This window comes from Fictibacillus solisalsi (genome assembly GCF_900103485.1).
GTDB classification, from domain to species: domain Bacteria; phylum Bacillota; class Bacilli; order Bacillales; family Fictibacillaceae; genus Fictibacillus_C; species Fictibacillus_C solisalsi.
This window is the reverse complement of record NZ_FNHW01000001.1, coordinates 792213-808965: the sequence shown is the minus strand read 5'-3', so window position 1 is coordinate 808965 and position 16753 is coordinate 792213. Positions and strand designations below refer to the sequence as shown.

The window sequence follows — 16753 nt, the reverse complement described above, 5'->3', positions numbered from 1 at the left end:
TGGGTAAAACCTCCATTATTTCTTGAGTATTTTTTGGCCTTTAAAGTAAATTCCCAGTTCATTCATTAAAGCCAGTATTTCTCTATCTTTTTTCATCTTCTTCCAATTAGGTTCAGAGGTATTTAGTACCTTTTCATAAACCTCTTTACACTTCACATCTTGGACACTTGAATCAGTGAACCTCTCAAGCCATTCCATAAATTTTCTCTTTGCAGTAACTTTCTGCTCCTTATCAGTTAAAGAGAATGGAAGCTCCCAACTCTTCAAAGTTGCTCCTCTCAAGTCCTCCAGAATTAATTGAGGAAACTCTTCATATGTGGAGAACATGTAGACTGTCTTTGGCGTTTTGCTCTTATAACTCCTTGTTCTCTCTAAGCCTTGTATTCTGTCAGTTACTAAGTCCTGTTGGTAGAAGTCTTGAACATCAGTATCAAGGTAAGTCTTTCCCCCTTGAGTCCGGCTCTTGTAATTAACGTCTTTACCAGTCAGAAGTTTTGTGTACTCAATGTAGTATGGGTCTCCCTTGTGCAACCTTCCAAGAAACAAAATAGCGTCACAATCCTTAAATTCATTGGAAGCCCGCTCATCATCAAAGTACTTGAGCTTAATATTTCCAGTTTCAACTTCTGGAGCCAGCTCTGTTGAAAAGCTGTTGTAAAACTTTTTGTAAACTACCACCGCAAGTTTGTTGTGTTTCTGAGCCACTTCACGAGCCAGTTTTGAAGTTCTCTTAAGACCCTTCTTATGTGTACTGAAGAAATCCTTTCCAATGTTGTGTTTGTAGCAATTGTGAATAGTAAGGTTTTTGTACGCATTCTCTGGCAACACTGGAGCAATTCTATTGAATGGCTTCACATCATAATGCTTATCGTTCATAGCAGTTGAGTCAAGAATGAAAGTATTCATAAAACTAATTTCCTTCCACACTTTTCTCCCAATGTGAATGGTTGTTCCAGAATCGTTGACTGTAACAGAGCCACCTCTTGAGACAACTTCAGCAAAAGCTCCAAGAAGGTTGTAGTTATTGCCAAGCTTATCCATCCTGCTCAACCAATCATAAAACAACTCCTTTTCAATCTTGAAAAATGGCTCTGTAGGGGGAACCTCGAAGAGTCTTTCATCACCCTTGTTTATTGGCTTTTGAAGCGCTTCTCTTAGCTTTTCAGAAGTTTTTCTTACTTTATAGTAATAAGGCTTCTCATAGCCATCAGTATCAAGGGAGACACCCCTTACAAGGTCTACAAGACGTTCTATTTCTTCAAGGCTCATGCTCTCTGTGTTTATAAAATTTGGTCGCTCATCAATGAACAATTGAGTTCTCCGTCTAGCGTCTCCATCGAAGTCGTACCATTTCGTGAATTCTGTGAGCTTCTCTTGGACAGTAAGCAACTCAAGCATTTTATGAGTCATTACTAAAATGGGAAAACGCTTCTGAAGCTCAAACTGTCTTAAGTATTCTGAGTGAGTCATATTTTCATCTTTTCCGAGGAGCGGGAATGCGATCGTTTCACCAGCTTGTGTGTTTATCGCTTGGCAGAACTCTTCAACTTGACTCCTCTTAAACTTTGCAATAATTCCACCCCACGGAGCTGTTTTGTTTTTATGGTTATGTGTTGCCCAGACTTCCAACATGGTTGACTTACCAAACCCACAAGGAGCACAGACAGCCATCTCAGTTACCATTTGCCCCTCATAGTTCCAGGCTCCAAAAACTGCTCTTGAGAAGTTGAACTCATCATCTGACAATTCAAGTCCTCTGCTATGAAGAATCTCTCTGAAATGAAGTGCTTTATCAATTGCGTCAATATCAAACCCAGCTCCAGAGAAAACCAAGTCCATTGAACTCTTATCTCCTATGTCTGCAATTATTTTCATCGGGTTTCACCTCATTTACTTATTTAATTTCTATCTCTTCAAATAACTCTTCCATTGAATTAAGTTCAAAAATATCCATTAACCTAGCAATCACTTTTAAAGAAACAGTGTCCCTACTTTTCAAAACTGAAAGGTTCCCACTAGTCATACTCAATCGTCTTGCTAGTTCATTCTGGCTCATAGAACTCTTTTTTAAATGCTTATCAATCGAGAGACGGTAAGTTCTTGTTCTCACCTCTACACCTCCATTGCTTATTAATTTAGAATCATTGAGTAATAACCACATAAAAAAGCCCCTCAAAAGAGGGACTAATGAAAGAGGTCTTACCCAATGAACCAACCTCTAGGGTTGGAATGATTAATGAGCCAGCTCCTCCGCTCCCCCTGACTAGGAATCATGGCAGAGTGAACTGGTTCAGAGTACTCTGTTTTGGGAGAGTACATGATGGTTTGAGCTAGCTAGTGCTAACTCAGTCAGTGAATACAAAACACTTCAAAAGAGCCAGCTCTGAGGATAAGCTGGATTATTTAAGCTGTCTCAGAAAAGCTCCCTACACTATATATACCAGCAAAGTGTTTACACACTTTTTGTTCCTACACTAACAATGTGCAAGAATTGTCTAGTACACTGCTGGTTCACAACCTTCAAAAATTGGACTTATAAGCTTAAAACCGTTGGTATCAAAGGAATAGAAATATTATAAATTATTTTTGAGTAGGAATTTTGAAGAGCAGCTATCTCAGTTGTAAATTGAAAAAGGATACTCTTATTATAGTAATTCTATAATAAAGGTATCTGTTTTGAAGTCCTCAAGAGTCCCTCCATTTATCCACCTCATTTATTCTTTTAATAATTCATGATAAGGAAAAAAGAAAGTGGCTTTATAAGAGTAAAGGTTAAAAGAGCATAGTAAATATTTCCTTTTTAAGTGTATAATTCTGTTATCAGAGAAGAAAAGGGGATATTTTATGTTTGGATTAACTCCAAAGAGTGTGCTCAAGTATGCGTTAATCTTTTTGGCTTTTCCTGTTGTTATCAACTTCACAGTGTTTTTAGGAAGACTTCCTTTGGTGTTTGGAAATGCTGATAACTGGCTCTCCTTCTGGGGGAACTATACAGGTGGAATTATCAGTGCTATTGTTGCTACTTATGTAGCAGTAAATCAGATAAATAAACAAGCTCAGAAAGATATTGAAAAAGATAATAGAGACAGGATACTTAATCAATTACCTGCATTGGTACGTCTTAAAATTGAATTAGAAAAAATCATTAGTACCTTAAAGTTTGCTGTGGACTCCAAACATAAGCTTGAAGAGTTAAAAGTGGACAAAATCTTTGGAGACCTCACAAGATACCCTGCTGAACCAATCGAAGAGGAGAACTGGGCGAATTTAGATCGATTGGTTGACATTGAGTTGCAAGCTAATTTGATTATGTGCAAAAGCTTTTATAAAGAATTTTCTAATGCTTTGACCTATCCATACCCCTCTGTAATGGTAAGAATTGAAGAGATTGAAATATCACTGGCTACTGATTCTCATAATGCTCAAGACCATGCTGATTGGATTACTCTAAGAGAAGAATACTCTAAGATGGAAAACGCTCAAAAAAACGGATTTGTTAAGCTTGAGGACGAAAACTATATCGAGGAGCTAGAGCGACTCTTAAAAATAATTAATAAAGACATTGAAAAGGTTAAACAAATTCAGTTTGTCCTACAAAAGTTTTAACTGAGTAGTTACAACTCACAGACAAGAAGGAATTAGAAATCATTTACAGAACTAAAGTAGTGGTTACATAGAATTTAATCTGAGGAGAGGAACTAATGAGTGAGACAGAAGTCACAAAAGTACTAGGAATCACTGAGAGGTACAGTAGGGAAATTTTAGACATTAAAAACAAACTCCATGACTTAGAAAGCGGTAGAATTTACGAGTTAACCAGCTCAAGAATGGATGGCTATTTAGCAACAAACATCATTGAACTAAAAAAGATGATTGCTGACCTTATCTTCAAGATTGATACAGACTCTCCTTCTGAAAACGAGAAGCTTGTTGAAGCGCTAAGTAAAGACTAAAACTAGGAGGAAACATCATGGGTAGAGAAAAGGATAAACTTATCGAAGAACAAGACAGAACACGTCATCTTGAAACATGCCTTAAATGTGGAGCTGTACTTCGTGATTGGAAAGAACGTGAAATGAGTACTTGTGAAGGTTGCTTTGAGAGAATGCTTGAAAAGGAATGAACTACTTGAGGTGGAGCTTCTAAGGGAGCCCCTCCTTTTTGCTTCTAAGTAAAAACACACGATAAAGGAGAAATACAATGTTTCGTTTAAGTCCAAAAACAATAATCATCTCTGTAGCTTCAATTCTACTGTTTCCAGTATTGGTTAACTACACACTGTTCCTTGCAAGGGTACCTTCAGTGTTTGGGAGCTCAGACAATTGGCTCTCTTTCTGGGGAAACTACACAGGAGGAATTGTCAGTGCAGTTGTAGCTTACTTTGTTGCCAGCTCACAATTAAAGAAACAAACTGAAATATCACTAATGGAACAAAGATTGGTAATGGAAGAAAGTATGAGATCTAAAAAAATTAATCAGTTACCTGCTCTGGCTCGAATGAAAATTGAACTAAGAAACATGATTTATAGCCTGGAGCAAGCTTTTGAAATGACTAGCTCAGGGGAGCAACAAGAAAAGGGGGAAACAATAACTTTTATAGCTCTGGATGAAGATAATTGGCGATATTTAGATCGAATTGAAGACATAGGATTTCAGTTAGAATTAATTGATAAGAAATCTTTCTTCAAACAATTGTACAAGACGTTAGATTACGAGTACCTGTCAGCCGAGTTTAGAATTGAAGAGCTGAAAGAAAAAAATGTTCTTGAAGGTTTAAATGCATCAGAAAAGGATGAATGGCTTAAACTTGAGCTTGATTTCAGAGTAAATAGTTCAATACAGCGGGCAATGCTCCTTAGTGCTAAGGAAAGCAACCTTGTAAAATACCTTGAGGAGCTTTTAGAACAGATTGAGGACGAAATTAAGGCATGTAAGGAATTTTAACACGTTGAACCTGAAAATAAAGGTTAATTTAAAGCAACTGGCTCCTCTTTAAACCCCTCCCAAGTTTGACTCTTGGGGGGATTTTTTTTTTAAAAGTGACATCTGTGAAATTCACCTCATCTAAAAATGTCTACATGAGAGTTTAGAAGTACCCCACCCTTTCATAATTTTTGGAGTCTCACCTTGAGCCAGCCAGCTCTCAAGTTAAACTCAAAGAGTAACAATGAGAAAGCCCGCTCTCATGCGGTTAACTTGGACGCTACACCAACTGTACAGGGTTCATGTAGGTTACGAATCGTGTAGTCTACTTGTCTGGTCCTCAGGTGGAAAAACTCCAAGGCGTACATGGGGAAGTAAGCTGCTGAGTACACATTAAACAAGGCTCTCAGTGGCTCTCTGTGAGGAGTTTACTGCTCTGCTAATGCTACAAGTTGGGTAACTAACTAGGCTCCTCAGAGGGCTTCCTGTGAGGTCAAACAAAAAAAGCCAGCTCGTAATGAGCCAGCTCAGTCTGTTTCTTCTATAGTAATGGTATACGTAATGAAGGGTAAAACTTCCTCTCCATCAAGTATCCTCTGGAGCTTTGCAAACTGTCTAGGGTGACTCTCAGGAGTAACCGAGAGAACAGCTTCAAGGAGTTCCACCACAATTACAATCCTGTTTCCTTTCTTCCACATTTTGATCGGTGAGTGGAAGTACATGTGTTCCATCTCAACAAACAAACCGAGGAGCATTAGAGCCTTCTTGAACCAGCTTCACTAAGTACCCTTGCACTTCATCTTGAAGAGCATCCACTAGTTCATCAGTTCCCTCTTCAAGGTCTAAGAACAGCTCATTGAGTACCATTTCAAGGAGAGTCTCACAAGTAACCTCCAGAAGCTCCCTCCCTGTAGCTGGCACTTCCTGAGAAGCAGATTGTACTCCATCAGTCACAATGTAGGCTTCTACCCCAAAGGAGTGAACTCTGAGAACAAAATCTGTATCAAGGACTTTAACAACAAGTAAGTTTCCTAATCGGTTAATTTTCATCATCATTTTTGAGTTCCTCCCTTAAAGTAATCCTCTTAATGGATTTGTTTCATCTAAAGAGTCTTTCAATTCATGGCTAAAGTAGCCAACGTACTGTCTCGTAATTTCAATCTTAGAATGCCTGGCTAAAAGTTGAGCCTGTCTGAGGTTGGCTCCTCCCTTTAACAAACCTTTAATGAAGAAGTTCCTGAGTGTATGCGGTGAGAAGTACCCCTCAAGTCCAACACTGGTTCTTAACCTCTTGAACACGTTCTGAACTGAATCTTTCCTGAGTTGTCTTCCTTCCTTCGTGCAAAAGACTGATAAAGGAAGCTTCTCAAAGTTCTTCTCAAGGTAATGTTTGTAATCCAAGAGTTCCGCTCTCAGGCTGTCACTCAAGGGCACTGATTGAGTCCTTCTTGACTTACTAGTTCTAATGGTAATGAGTGAATCCTCAAAGTTAATGTCATTCCAGTTCAATGAGCACAACTCAGAGAGCCTTAAACCAGTACCAGCCAAGAAAAGAATGAGGGTGTAATTCCTTCGTGCTGTAAAGCTATGTTCTCTTCTATGCTGTCTTCTCAGGTGTCTCAGTACATCTCTAAGGTCTCCCTCAGCAAGAATCTTTGGTGAGTCATCCTCTCTCTGTGCTTTTACTCCTTTGGTAAAAGGAATCTCAATGAGTTGCTCCTCACAAAGCCACTTTGAGAAAGCCCTCATGAGCTTTAACTTCGTGTTTACTGTCTTTGGTTTGTTTCCTCTCTCCTCCATGCACCACATGAGAAAAGCCTTTGAGTTCCTACTGTTGAGCTGGTCAATTCTCTCAAGTCCCTCTTGAGTTAGCCAATCATTCCAAAGCTTAAAGAAATCAATGTAAGACTGGAGTGAGTTGGATGTGAGTCCTTGGTACTTCTTCTCAGCAAGGAACTCCTTTTGAATCATTTCAATTGAAGCCATAAAAAAAACCTCCTTAGTTCACTGTCTGGAGTTAACCATGTACAGCGTCCTAAGAAGGCAAAAAAGAGTCCACGATGTGAACTCTGTGCTTGTTTAGCTTAAAGTATGTATGGTGACCCGAGAGGGGTTCGAACCCCCGACCTCTACCCTGTCAAGGTAGCGCTCTCCCAGCTGAGCTATCGGATCAATTAATTATGTATCGGACAAATAGAATTATATCTCATAATTAGCAATCTTGACAACCCCTTTTGACAAAAAAACATTTAAAAAGAAATAGACCCTGAAGATCAGGGCCATTTTTGGGTCCTTTATTTTTCTTCCCACTCAAAGGAAACAACGGATCTTAAATTGCAGTCGTTACAATGTGCGGTCAGGTAAACCATAACGTTTGTTCCCTGGCCGATTACCCACAGGCCATCGAGATCTACAGTAATCGAAGTATTGGCCGGTATTACCCGTGTTGCAGCGATTGTTCCATTGACAGGTGAATTAGGGAGAATTCCGTACTGGATTTGTCCTTTTGGCCGATCGGGTGGATTTTTTGTGAGATCAGCCGGTGTTACATTTGAAGACATTTTGCCGTTAAACGGCAGCGTCGGCTTGAAAAAGATTTTAGCGACCATTGGATTACAGGTCATATTTGAGATGGTAATCCGCTGCAGGGAGATATCAACGTTAGAGCTTGCCGGATTGACCAGTGAAGCCCAAACATTTTCACCAGGCGGGCAAGGACAGACTGAAAGAGTATCTGTAGTACCGAGGAAGTTGTTCGCTTTCGTTTCTTCCACCGGGCTGACTTCGGTCTTTTTCTCCTCTTTTGGATACTTGTCAAAGCCCATATTTGGCATTTTAGGCTGTATTGGGATATTCACATTCATGTTAGGACTTACCGGATAGTTCATGTTGGGGCTGACCGGATAATTCATATTTGGGCTTATGTTAGGATTAGGGTAGTTCATATTTGGATACATGTTCGGATTGCTTCCCTGTCCATAACCATATCCTGCCCCCTGGCCATACGGGTACATTCTATTTATCATATGCATTTTCCCTTCTTTAAAGTTTACACATTATTACCATATGTAGATAAGCTATACTTGGTCAGTCTATTTGGAAAAATGGGTAAAAGGAAAGCTGTCCTGATTAGGACAGCTTTGTTAGCCTATTTTTTCTTCCTGGTCGTTCAGAGCGATTTCTTCCATGGTCAATCGCTCCTCCTGGTCTCTCAGCCGATGGGCAAGACGGCTGGAGGCATTGGCGGCAATGCTGGCAACCAGATCGTCAAGAAATGTATGGACACCTTCATTTGTTTTCGTATCCAGCTTTCGGATGATTCCCAGTTTGTACTTGTCTAGATGTCCGAATGTGGTTACTGCAATACTTCCGTAACCAAAAACCGCTCCTAGCGCAATCGTCTCGTCCACGCCAAAAAGGCCTTCATCCATTTCAACAATAGACTGCAATGGTTCAGAAAGCATTTTTTTCTCTGCCAATTTATCCAGTTCGATGCCCACGAGCAGAGCATGCTGAATTTCCCGTTTTGTCAGTACTTTATCTACACTTTCAATACACTCGGTCATCGTTAATTTAGGAGAGAACGGTGACTGCATTTCAAATACAATTTCAGCAATATCCGGTATGGTGACACCTCGTTCAGCAAGCATTGCTCTCGCGGCTGCTTCTACATCCCGGCTGTGTACTCTCTTTGTCATTTTGTTCACCTCTTGTGCTTTCCTTGGATTTTTGCACAATAATCATAAAATCTTGATTACATTATACCACTGTATGATAAAATAAAACGAATGCTATGAAAGCGCTCTTTTCAAGATAGGAGAATCCAGTATGCCATTTAAAGGTACTATCGAGGAACAAACCCTGAACAGCAAGGAGCTGAACGAACAGGTTCCTCTATTGGTCTATTATCCACCGTCATTTACCACCTTAAAAAAATACCCGGTGCTGATCGCGCAGGATGGCCCGGATTATTTTCAGTTGGGAAGACTCGCATCCACAGCGGATGAATTGATTCAGTCACAGGATATTGAGCCCTTAGTCATTATAGGAATTGCTCATCAACGCGGAGAGGACAGACATGAAAAGTACCACCCAAATGGATCAAAACATGCCGCCTACCTGAGGTTTATGTCAAAAGAACTGCCACCTTACATTAATCAAGAATTCAACACTTTTCTCCTGGGTTCCGGCATGTGCTTGATTGGTGATTCACTAGGAGGGTATATTTCACTTGTTTGCGGTTTAACCTTTCCACGTACGTTTGGCCAGTTGATTTTGCAGTCACCTTTTATTGATCCGAAGGTGCTGGACCTTCTGTATTCCTTTTCAGGATATGAATTGCTGAAGCTTTACCACGCTGTAGGAACAAAAGAAGACGATTTTGAATCGCCTAGCGGTGTAAAGGACTTTCTGACACCCAACCGGCAATTGGCCAGGGAATTTGCAAGCAAACGATTCGACTATCGATATGAAGAATTCGAAGGAAACCATCTTTGGTCGGATTGGCAGAAGAACTTGGTTCCTGCATTAAAGTTTATTTACAGTAAATAATTCAATTTGTGAAGTTATAAGAATTTTTGATATACTAATCCAAAAGATAAGGGAGGAAAATCAAATGAACTATGGTATTGCCATTTTCCCATCTACAGACCTGAAAGATAAAATAAATTCGTACCGCAAACGTTATGATCCTCATTATTCGATCATCGACCCTCACATTACCCTGAAGGATCCGTTTGTCGCGAGCGATTCTGAAATTAATGAAATTGTAAGTTATATTGAAAATGTGGCCAAGACTTCTCCTCCTATTAAAATTCATATTTCTCGGGTCAGCTCTTTTCACCCGGTTAACAATGTCATCTATTTAAAAGTAAACAATACCGAAGAGCTCAGCTCTCTTCATGAAAAGCTTTACGAAGGACCGCTTCAGCATGAACATCCTTATAATTTCGTTCCCCATTTGACACTTGCTCAAAAGCTTTCAGATGTAGAGCACGCCGACGTTCTTGAACGTCTGAAAATGGTGGAAGCGGAATACGAAGAAACCGTTCATGAATTTCACCTTCTCAAACGAGATGAAGAATCAGACCGCTGGAACATATATAAAACATTCACACTGGGGAAGGAAGCATAAAGTTGAAAATTAAAGTCATTACTTCGAAAGATGAAGCATACAAAGATGCCCTTTCCGTTCGAAAAGAGGTATTCGTTAACGAACAAAAAGTTTCAGAAGAACTCGAAGTCGATCATCTTGAGGATATGGCTACCCACTTTGTGCTCTATGATGCCAATAATCATCCAATTGGGGCAGGCCGAATGCGCCCCATTGAAGACGGCGGAAAAGTGGAACGGGTTTGCATTCTCTCTAACCATCGCAAGCAAGGCCTTGGTGAAATGCTAATGGAGGGAATGGAAAAGGAAGCGGCACGGCTGAACTATCCTGCGTTAACATTATATGCGCAAATACAGGCAGAGGATTTTTATAAAAAACTTGGATATACCACAACATCAAAAGAGCCTTTTACTGACGCAAATATTCTTCATGTGGCGATGAAAAAAGCATTGAACTGATTGACAATCGGTCCAATGCTTTTTTTCTGTTCACTTATGAGTAAATTGCAGTCTAATAGTGAACACTATCGGTAATTTCGCATCTTTTGGGGGATATCATGAACCTTGGCACAATCACAATTGAAATGGTCGTGGGCTTTTTCGCTCTATTTTTCCTGACAAAAGTACTGGGGAAAACACAATTGTCCCAATTGACACCTTTTGATTTTATATCTGCACTCATTCTTGGGGAACTTGTTGGTAATGCCATGTATGACCCCGATGTCCATATCTGGATGATATTGTTCGCGATCAGTGTTTGGGGTATTCTCATGTACTCATTGGAAATTCTCACCCAAAAATCCATGAAATTTCGCAAGATCTTGGAGGGTTCTCCTTCTATTGTCATTCGAAAGGGAACAATGGACCGGAAACAAATGAGTAAAAACAAAATCGATATCAATCAGCTTCAGAACCTGATCAGGCAAAAAGGGTATTTCAGTCTGAGGGAAATCGAATATGCCATTCTTGAGACGAATGGTTCAATTTCTGTTCTTCCCAAAAGCGATAACCAGCCGGTTACACGCCAGGATTTAAAGCTGCAGCAACAGGCAACCACACTCCCGGTTACCTTGATCATGGATGGAACGATTCTCTACGATAACCTTTCAACCGCAGGTGTTGATGAAGATTGGCTGATCAAACAGCTCAAGAAGAAAAACTTCCACTCAGCTAAAGAGATATTTTATGCGGAGTGGAAAAACGGGGAGGATCTGTTTGTTATGAAGGAAACCTAAAAAAGAACACAGCATTGTGTTCCTTTTAGGTTCGGTCATGATCAAAAATTGATAGCGATATGATTAACGGCCTTTACCTTGTATTGCTGCTTGTTGAAAAATACAAAAGCCTCTATGGTCAGGTTCCCAATCGCTTCTTTTTTAAATGGTATGAGATAATCCTGAATAACCGCTTTTTCACCAGGATCAATGGAAAGGTCACGAATCGGGCAAACCCATAGTTCTCCGCGCTCTTTCGCCTCTTTCGCCCAATCATTTTCAATAAACATCCACTGGTAGTTTGCTAGATTATCCTTATTCGTTTCATGCGTTTCGCTCGAGTAAATTTTACCTTTTATAACATTTGCTTCATTTGGCTGGAATCTGAAGCAAATGGAAGGGTTGTGCAGAGGAACGATTCCCGTATTTTCAATCAAGAATGAACCCTTGATCAAACCGCTCAGATCTTCCTTCATTATTATGGAATAATCAAACAAGCATAGGCATTCATAATCCCGTTTCACAAAGATGCTGTCTTCTTCATCTTCCGCTTTTTTCAAAAAAGGATCGGGACGTCCCTGAAGAGACAGCTTTTTTTCTAAAGCCTTGATTTTTTGCAGGCTGTTTTCCAATTTGATTTCCTTCTCATTAATTTCTTTCTGAACAGCAGTCAACAAATCTTCATAATCCGCCACTCTTTTTTTATAGTCCATACTTTGGGCATCTGCCAACTGTTCCTTTAGCTGGATGACTTCTTCCTCAAGTTTTGCCTTGTCTGCTTCAAGTTTCTGAAATTCGGCCTCTCTTGTCGCATTGTTGACTTCTTTCTCAAGGCTTTCAATTTGTTCTTCAGCAAAGACCAGCTTTTTTTCAAGAGCTAACGATTTTTCCTGATAAAATTCAGTACGGGCAATCAGACGGTCATAGCTCAACCGCTCTTTTTGAGAATGCATTTGTGTCCCTCCCTAAATAGGCTCCCATCTTTATCTTATGTAATGTGGGGTGATTCGTTCACTGAAATACAAAAAAAGAGCAGGAGATCCTGCTCTCTAAACAGTTCATGAGATTATTTCATCTTGATATCGTCAAAGGACACACAATTCTCCACTTCAAGATTGCCTTCTTCGACTTTTACAATGCCTGATTCAAATACCGTTACACCGCGGTCATTCACTAGCTGCAACTGGAATAAGGTTCCGGAATGTTTGCTGACGGTTGCAAAATTAAAGTCAAACTCCTCACCTTCATCGGTTGTACCTGTACCTGATACTGTAAATTTCAGCCCTTTTCCTTCTGAAGGTTCGCAAACCAGACTATCCTGATCGAAGCTGTCTGCCGTGAAGGTAAAGTTGTTTATGTCTCCGTCTTCTTGATCAAACGCAAATTGTAATGAGCTGTCACTCAAGCTGCAGTTCTGGCAGATTTCTGCAAGGACGCTAAGACGGCCTTCTTCCGTGGCATTACTGCCTGTATGACCACACGCTTCACCTGATACACTGCATTCGCAGCTCGGTCTAGGAAAGATATCCGGACATTGCGCCGGGAATACAATTTCCGGGCAAGCCAGCATTTCATTTTCTTCAGCTGAAAGGTCATTGTTACGAGGTGCGCAGAATTTAGCAAGCACTTCAAGTTTGACTTCTGCTTCAATTTGGATATCGACACAGAAGGTGATGGTTACGGTGAAAGATCTTGGAGCCGGACTGTTTAGAATGACTGTTCCTGTTGGAATTTTGCAAAGAATGCGTGTGATGCGGCAGAATAGATCCGTTCCATCAGGATAACATAACACGAATGGTTCAAGAACAGATGCATCGGTCCTTACACAAGTAACAACCTTTCCGTTTCTGTCGACGACTGCAACTTCCACTTCGGAAGTAAACAAAAGCTCTACGAGCTGTGCATCCACGAAGCTGCCATTCAGTGAAACGGTAACATCTCTCTTTTCTCCCACCTGCTCACACATAAATGTTTCAGTCGCTGCCATGGTTTCATCTCCGTTAAGCGGAAATGCAGGAGGAGTAACCGGTGTCTGGCAGGCCAGACGCAGAGGACGGCGAGCCGGATCCGCTAAAGCTTCTTCGATCCTTCGAATCTGCTCTGGAGTGAAACTAACTTGTTTGGTTACAGAGAATGTGTCTGTTACCCAATCGTACACCTTCTGCACCCTTATGCATTCTTCTTGGAGACTATTGGTAGCCTTCGGTATCGATTTCTTATGATTTAAACCCATAGTTTCCCTTCCTTTCCTTATCATGTTCTGAAGATTCCATACATACTATGGGAGTACGATAGGTTATGACACAAGAATGAATGCCTATTTTTCGGGCGGTTAGGAGGTTAGACAATATGATTCTTACATTTGGAGGCAAACAGATCGGACAGGTGGACACCAATTTTTTTCAGCATATAAAACCCTTATTAAATTACTGGGGATTGCAATGGAATGAAAACTATCATGAAATCGAACCGGCTTTGTCTGGCCAGTGTTATATGGTCTCAGGTCTTGAGCAAAGTGACCTGGAAAGTGTAAAAAAAATACTTAAGCATACGGATGTTACTATAGAAGAAAAACCCTCACGACTGAACACAACAGCATCAATATCGGTTTCGTTTGTTGCAGATCAGCCTGTCCCCATCATCGTTCAAACAGAAAATTCCAAACTCCTCTATATTACTCCAGCCGAGAATTCCGAAAATGCGGTTCAAAACATTATCCATAAAAGCATCCTATGCAAAAGAAAATCAAATCACTATTCTTTTTCCTTTAGATGGAGGGAGAAAGAGTATATTCCTGAATGGATCAGCTACCTCATCCTGCAGATTGGACTCTCCAAGACATTTTCGTCCCTCGCTTCCATCTCTTTTGGAGAATTCCAGACAGGTGTAAACCACATCTTAAGATCAATAAATCCCCTGCTCGCTGATCTGCAATGCGAAAGAGAAACGAAAAAAATGAAAAAGGAAAAAACCGAGCCTGAATTGAGGGTGCCTGACACCTTCATCACTCCTCATCAGCTTATACCTGTCCGAAGCAGTCCTGCAACTGTGTCACGAAATAAAAATCTTCATAATGGGCCAGCCATTAACCCATTTAAAAAGGTACAAACCACAGAATCTACTATTAATCCGTTTAAACAAAAACAAGGCAAAACTTCAACCGCCATTAATCCCTTTCAGCCAAACACCTATACCACTCGAGGCAGCAAAGAATAGTATAAAATCAACTTACTGAAAGGTGTGGGTGGAATGGATAAATCTCAAAAGCATAAGGTATATCGTGATCGCCAACAGAAAAAATCAAAAAAATCACAAAGCAAACCGTCATTGTTTGACCCTGTGAAAAAAAAGAAGGGCTGCAAAACGTGCGGAAAAGTAACGTGGAAGCCTAAAAAAAATCAATGATGGCCACGAAAAAAGAAGGATCTCTCCCTTCTTTTTTTCTATTTCTAGTAGTAAAACCTAATTTTTTGTACAAGTAGGTACTTATCTATGCAACTTTTTAAAAACTCAATATATTATATTATCCCCCTGTTATAACAGGAGTAGGGGAGACAAATAAGGAGGAAAAGTAATGGGTTCATTATTTAATAACCATGGGTGCAGCTGCAGCGATGAAAGTTCAAGTTCAAGTTCAAGTTCTAGCTCAAGCTCCAGCTTTGTACACAAGAAAAGAAAAAAGGAAAGTTCTAGCTCCAGCTTTATACACAAGAAGAAAAGAAAAAAAGAAAGCTCAAGTTCTAGCTCAAGTGTTCAAAAACGCAGAAAAAAACAAGAAAGCTCTAACAAGTGTAAAGGCTGTGCATGTAATCAAATTAGAAAGTTAACACCTGGTGCTTTGGTACAAATCGTGCTAAAAGGCGGAGACGAGTTCTTTGATGGCGAGATCACATTCGCATGTTTCGATCATAAGACTTGCTGTGCGACTTTCATCTTGGATGGATATCCAATCATCATTGACTGCCGTCAAATCGTTGCAATCCAGCTATTCACGTAATAATTGATTACGAAAAAATCAGGCCATTTGAGCCTGATTTTTTCCATTTAGAGAATAGGTTTTTTCGTAATAAAAGGCCTGTAATCATCTGTTTTAGCAATCACGGTGCAGAATTTTAAGATCGTATCATTTTTAATTCTCCATGTATGGCTATCCGGTTCATAGCTTCTTAAATAAACATAGTTATCTTTCGTTGCGGAGTACACACGGATTCCATTCTCTATACATGATTTACAAAATGCTGCATCCTCAGCAATATTGGTGGAACTGAATTTTACCGTCTTAAAAATTTCCTTTTTAAAAACCAACGTCCCCCCCATTAATAAATGTTTATTGTATGTCCCCTCATTGTTCGCAACTGCCCCCCCAAACTTATTCGGATTAAATTCGGTAAGCAGGCCCTGATCTTTAAAATACATAAAAATGGAGGTTTTTCCCACGACGGACGCTTTGGAATCCCTTAAATCCTGAAGGGAGTGCGTCAAGTAATAAGGCGAATAGTAATCATCATCATCAAATTTAGCGATATAGCTGTACTTTGCTTTTTCTACACCAAAGTTTAAACATTCCCCCAATGTAATAGTAGAAGGCAATTGATAAATAGAAATGCTAGAAGAATCAGCCGCTCTCTGTTTCCATTTTTCAGCGTCCATATTATCTTTATTTAAAATGATAATTAATTCTTTTTCTACATCTTGCTGACGATCAAAATTAAGGAAAACCTCTTCCATACAACTATCCCTAATCGTGCAAGTGATGACGGAAACCATACAAGCCTCCTCTGTTCCTATGATATCAATGCTTCGATACGAACGGTTTGAAATCATCTGTCTTTGTAATAAATTGGCTTATACTTAAAATAACATCCACTGGCACCTTCCAAGTATGCTGTTCTTGATCATCTTCCCTTACGTATGTGAAATTTTCTTTTGTGGTTGAGTAAACCTTCAATCCCGCCTTTACACAGTCTCTACAAAAAATCCGGTCTACTTCTTTGATCTGATCCGGAAACCTTACTTCATTTAAAATTGCTTTATGAAATACTAATGTTCCTCCCTGCAAATATTGCTTTGCAAAGCTGGTTTGATCATTGACATATTGATTTTCATTGCCTGGATTGAATACAGCCAATACTTGTTTATTTTTCAAGTATATATATACCGACGTCTTTCCTATCACATCCGCTTTCGTAAATTTCAATTTAGAAAGAGAATCTTGCAGATAGGCCGGTGCATAATAATCATCATCCTCAAAGTTTGCAATAATATCATATTTTGCGTGCCCCACAGCAAAATTGATGCATTTACCTAAAGAGGTATGCTGCGGGACTTGATAAACAGACACATTCTCATAATTCTTTGCTTTTTCACGCCATTTTTGTAAGCACATACTATCTTGATTCAGTACAATGATTAATTCTTTTTGATCGTAATCTTGATTCCTGTAATTTTCAAAAATATTTTCCATGCAAGAGTCCCTAATTGTACAGGTAATGACAGATATCATA

General features: G+C 39.8%; 21 protein-coding genes and 1 tRNA gene. 10 read left to right on the top strand and 12 right to left on the bottom strand.

Annotated features, from left to right (window positions below; translation table 11 throughout):
• Window positions 1-15: 15 nt before the first annotated feature.
• Together BLT53_RS04215 and BLT53_RS04210 are read right to left on the bottom strand one after the other, a co-directional pair.
• Window positions 16-1875, bottom strand: a complete 1860-nt coding sequence (locus tag BLT53_RS04215) for a hypothetical protein (protein WP_090233016.1) — start codon at window positions 1873-1875, stop codon at window positions 16-18.
• 19 nt (window positions 1876-1894) lie between these two features.
• Window positions 1895-2161, bottom strand: coding sequence for a helix-turn-helix domain-containing protein (locus BLT53_RS04210; protein WP_090233014.1), 267 nt, complete (start codon window positions 2159-2161; stop codon window positions 1895-1897).
• A gap of 683 nt (window positions 2162-2844) precedes the next feature.
• Between BLT53_RS04210 and BLT53_RS04205 the strand changes: the two genes are divergently transcribed.
• The 4 genes from BLT53_RS04205 (at window position 2845) to BLT53_RS04195 (ending at window position 4944) form a co-directional block, all read left to right on the top strand.
• Window positions 2845-3606, top strand: coding sequence for a hypothetical protein (locus tag BLT53_RS04205; protein ID WP_090233013.1), 762 nt, complete (start codon window positions 2845-2847; stop codon window positions 3604-3606).
• Window positions 3607-3701: 95 nt separating this feature from the next.
• Window positions 3702-3953: a hypothetical protein gene (locus BLT53_RS04200; RefSeq protein ID WP_090233011.1), complete on the top strand. Its 252-nt coding sequence runs from the start codon at window positions 3702-3704 to the stop codon at window positions 3951-3953.
• Window positions 3954-3970: 17 nt separating this feature from the next.
• Window positions 3971-4123, top strand: a complete 153-nt coding sequence (locus BLT53_RS24925) for a hypothetical protein (RefSeq protein ID WP_170834232.1) — start codon at window positions 3971-3973, stop codon at window positions 4121-4123.
• Between the two features lie 77 nt (window positions 4124-4200).
• Window positions 4201-4944, top strand: coding sequence for a hypothetical protein (locus BLT53_RS04195; protein ID WP_090233009.1), 744 nt, complete (start codon window positions 4201-4203; stop codon window positions 4942-4944).
• 506 nt (window positions 4945-5450) lie between these two features.
• Here the strand turns inward: BLT53_RS04195 and BLT53_RS04190 are convergent.
• The 6 genes from BLT53_RS04190 to BLT53_RS04165 all read right to left on the bottom strand — a co-directional run bounded on the left by BLT53_RS04190 (window position 5451) and on the right by BLT53_RS04165 (window position 8621).
• On the bottom strand, window positions 5451-5678 hold the full coding sequence (locus BLT53_RS04190) for a hypothetical protein (RefSeq protein ID WP_090233008.1): 228 nt from the start codon (window positions 5676-5678) through the stop codon (window positions 5451-5453).
• Window positions 5656-5979, bottom strand: a complete 324-nt coding sequence (locus tag BLT53_RS04185) for a hypothetical protein (protein WP_090233006.1) — start codon at window positions 5977-5979, stop codon at window positions 5656-5658. Before BLT53_RS04185 ends, BLT53_RS04190 begins: the two co-directional genes overlap by 23 nt.
• A gap of 15 nt (window positions 5980-5994) precedes the next feature.
• A complete protein-coding gene (locus BLT53_RS04180; RefSeq protein ID WP_090233005.1) occupies window positions 5995-6909 on the bottom strand; it encodes a tyrosine-type recombinase/integrase in 915 nt (304 codons plus the stop codon).
• A 110-nt stretch (window positions 6910-7019) separates the two neighbouring features.
• Window positions 7020-7095 (bottom strand) — tRNA-Val (locus BLT53_RS04175).
• Window positions 7096-7217: 122 nt separating this feature from the next.
• On the bottom strand, window positions 7218-7949 hold the full coding sequence (locus tag BLT53_RS04170; RefSeq protein ID WP_090233003.1) for a DUF6143 family protein: 732 nt from the start codon (window positions 7947-7949) through the stop codon (window positions 7218-7220).
• Between the two features lie 117 nt (window positions 7950-8066).
• Window positions 8067-8621, bottom strand: a complete 555-nt coding sequence (locus BLT53_RS04165) for a phosphatidylglycerophosphatase A family protein (protein ID WP_090233002.1) — start codon at window positions 8619-8621, stop codon at window positions 8067-8069.
• A gap of 130 nt (window positions 8622-8751) precedes the next feature.
• Between BLT53_RS04165 and BLT53_RS04160 the strand changes: the two genes are divergently transcribed.
• The 4 genes from BLT53_RS04160 to BLT53_RS04145 all read left to right on the top strand — a co-directional run bounded on the left by BLT53_RS04160 (window position 8752) and on the right by BLT53_RS04145 (window position 11270).
• The gene (locus BLT53_RS04160) at window positions 8752-9474 is read left to right on the top strand and encodes an alpha/beta hydrolase (protein ID WP_090233000.1); all 723 of its coding nucleotides are present in this window, start codon (window positions 8752-8754) and stop codon (window positions 9472-9474) included.
• Between the two features lie 64 nt (window positions 9475-9538).
• Window positions 9539-10057, top strand: a complete 519-nt coding sequence (locus tag BLT53_RS04155; protein WP_090232998.1) for a 2'-5' RNA ligase family protein — start codon at window positions 9539-9541, stop codon at window positions 10055-10057.
• Window positions 10058-10059: 2 nt separating this feature from the next.
• On the top strand, window positions 10060-10494 hold the full coding sequence (locus BLT53_RS04150; RefSeq protein WP_139168369.1) for a GNAT family N-acetyltransferase: 435 nt from the start codon (window positions 10060-10062) through the stop codon (window positions 10492-10494).
• Between the two features lie 95 nt (window positions 10495-10589).
• Complete coding sequence (locus tag BLT53_RS04145; protein WP_090236687.1) at window positions 10590-11270, top strand: DUF421 domain-containing protein; 681 nt, start codon at window positions 10590-10592, stop codon at window positions 11268-11270.
• Between the two features lie 41 nt (window positions 11271-11311).
• Here the strand turns inward: BLT53_RS04145 and BLT53_RS04140 are convergent, their stop codons facing one another.
• Together BLT53_RS04140 and BLT53_RS04135 are read right to left on the bottom strand one after the other, a co-directional pair.
• Window positions 11312-12202 (bottom strand): coiled-coil domain-containing protein, encoded by an 891-nt coding sequence (locus BLT53_RS04140; protein WP_090232997.1) that lies wholly within the window; start codon window positions 12200-12202, stop codon window positions 11312-11314.
• A gap of 113 nt (window positions 12203-12315) precedes the next feature.
• On the bottom strand, window positions 12316-13482 hold the full coding sequence (locus BLT53_RS04135) for a BMQ_0737 family morphogenetic spore coat protein (protein ID WP_090232995.1): 1167 nt from the start codon (window positions 13480-13482) through the stop codon (window positions 12316-12318).
• Window positions 13483-13598: 116 nt separating this feature from the next.
• Between BLT53_RS04135 and BLT53_RS04130 the strand changes: the two genes are divergently transcribed.
• Window positions 13599-14465 (top strand): hypothetical protein, encoded by an 867-nt coding sequence (locus tag BLT53_RS04130; protein WP_090232994.1) that lies wholly within the window; start codon window positions 13599-13601, stop codon window positions 14463-14465.
• Between the two features lie 358 nt (window positions 14466-14823).
• Complete coding sequence (locus tag BLT53_RS24640) at window positions 14824-15246, top strand: hypothetical protein (protein ID WP_139168367.1); 423 nt, start codon at window positions 14824-14826, stop codon at window positions 15244-15246.
• A 47-nt stretch (window positions 15247-15293) separates the two neighbouring features.
• Here the strand turns inward: BLT53_RS24640 and BLT53_RS04120 are convergent, their stop codons facing one another.
• Window positions 15294-16016, bottom strand: a complete 723-nt coding sequence (locus BLT53_RS04120) for a glycosyltransferase (RefSeq protein WP_170834231.1) — start codon at window positions 16014-16016, stop codon at window positions 15294-15296.
• A 25-nt stretch (window positions 16017-16041) separates the two neighbouring features.
• Window positions 16042-16752 (bottom strand): glycosyltransferase family 2 protein, encoded by a 711-nt coding sequence (locus BLT53_RS04115; protein ID WP_090232988.1) that lies wholly within the window; start codon window positions 16750-16752, stop codon window positions 16042-16044.
• Between the last annotated feature and the right edge of the window lies 1 nt (window position 16753).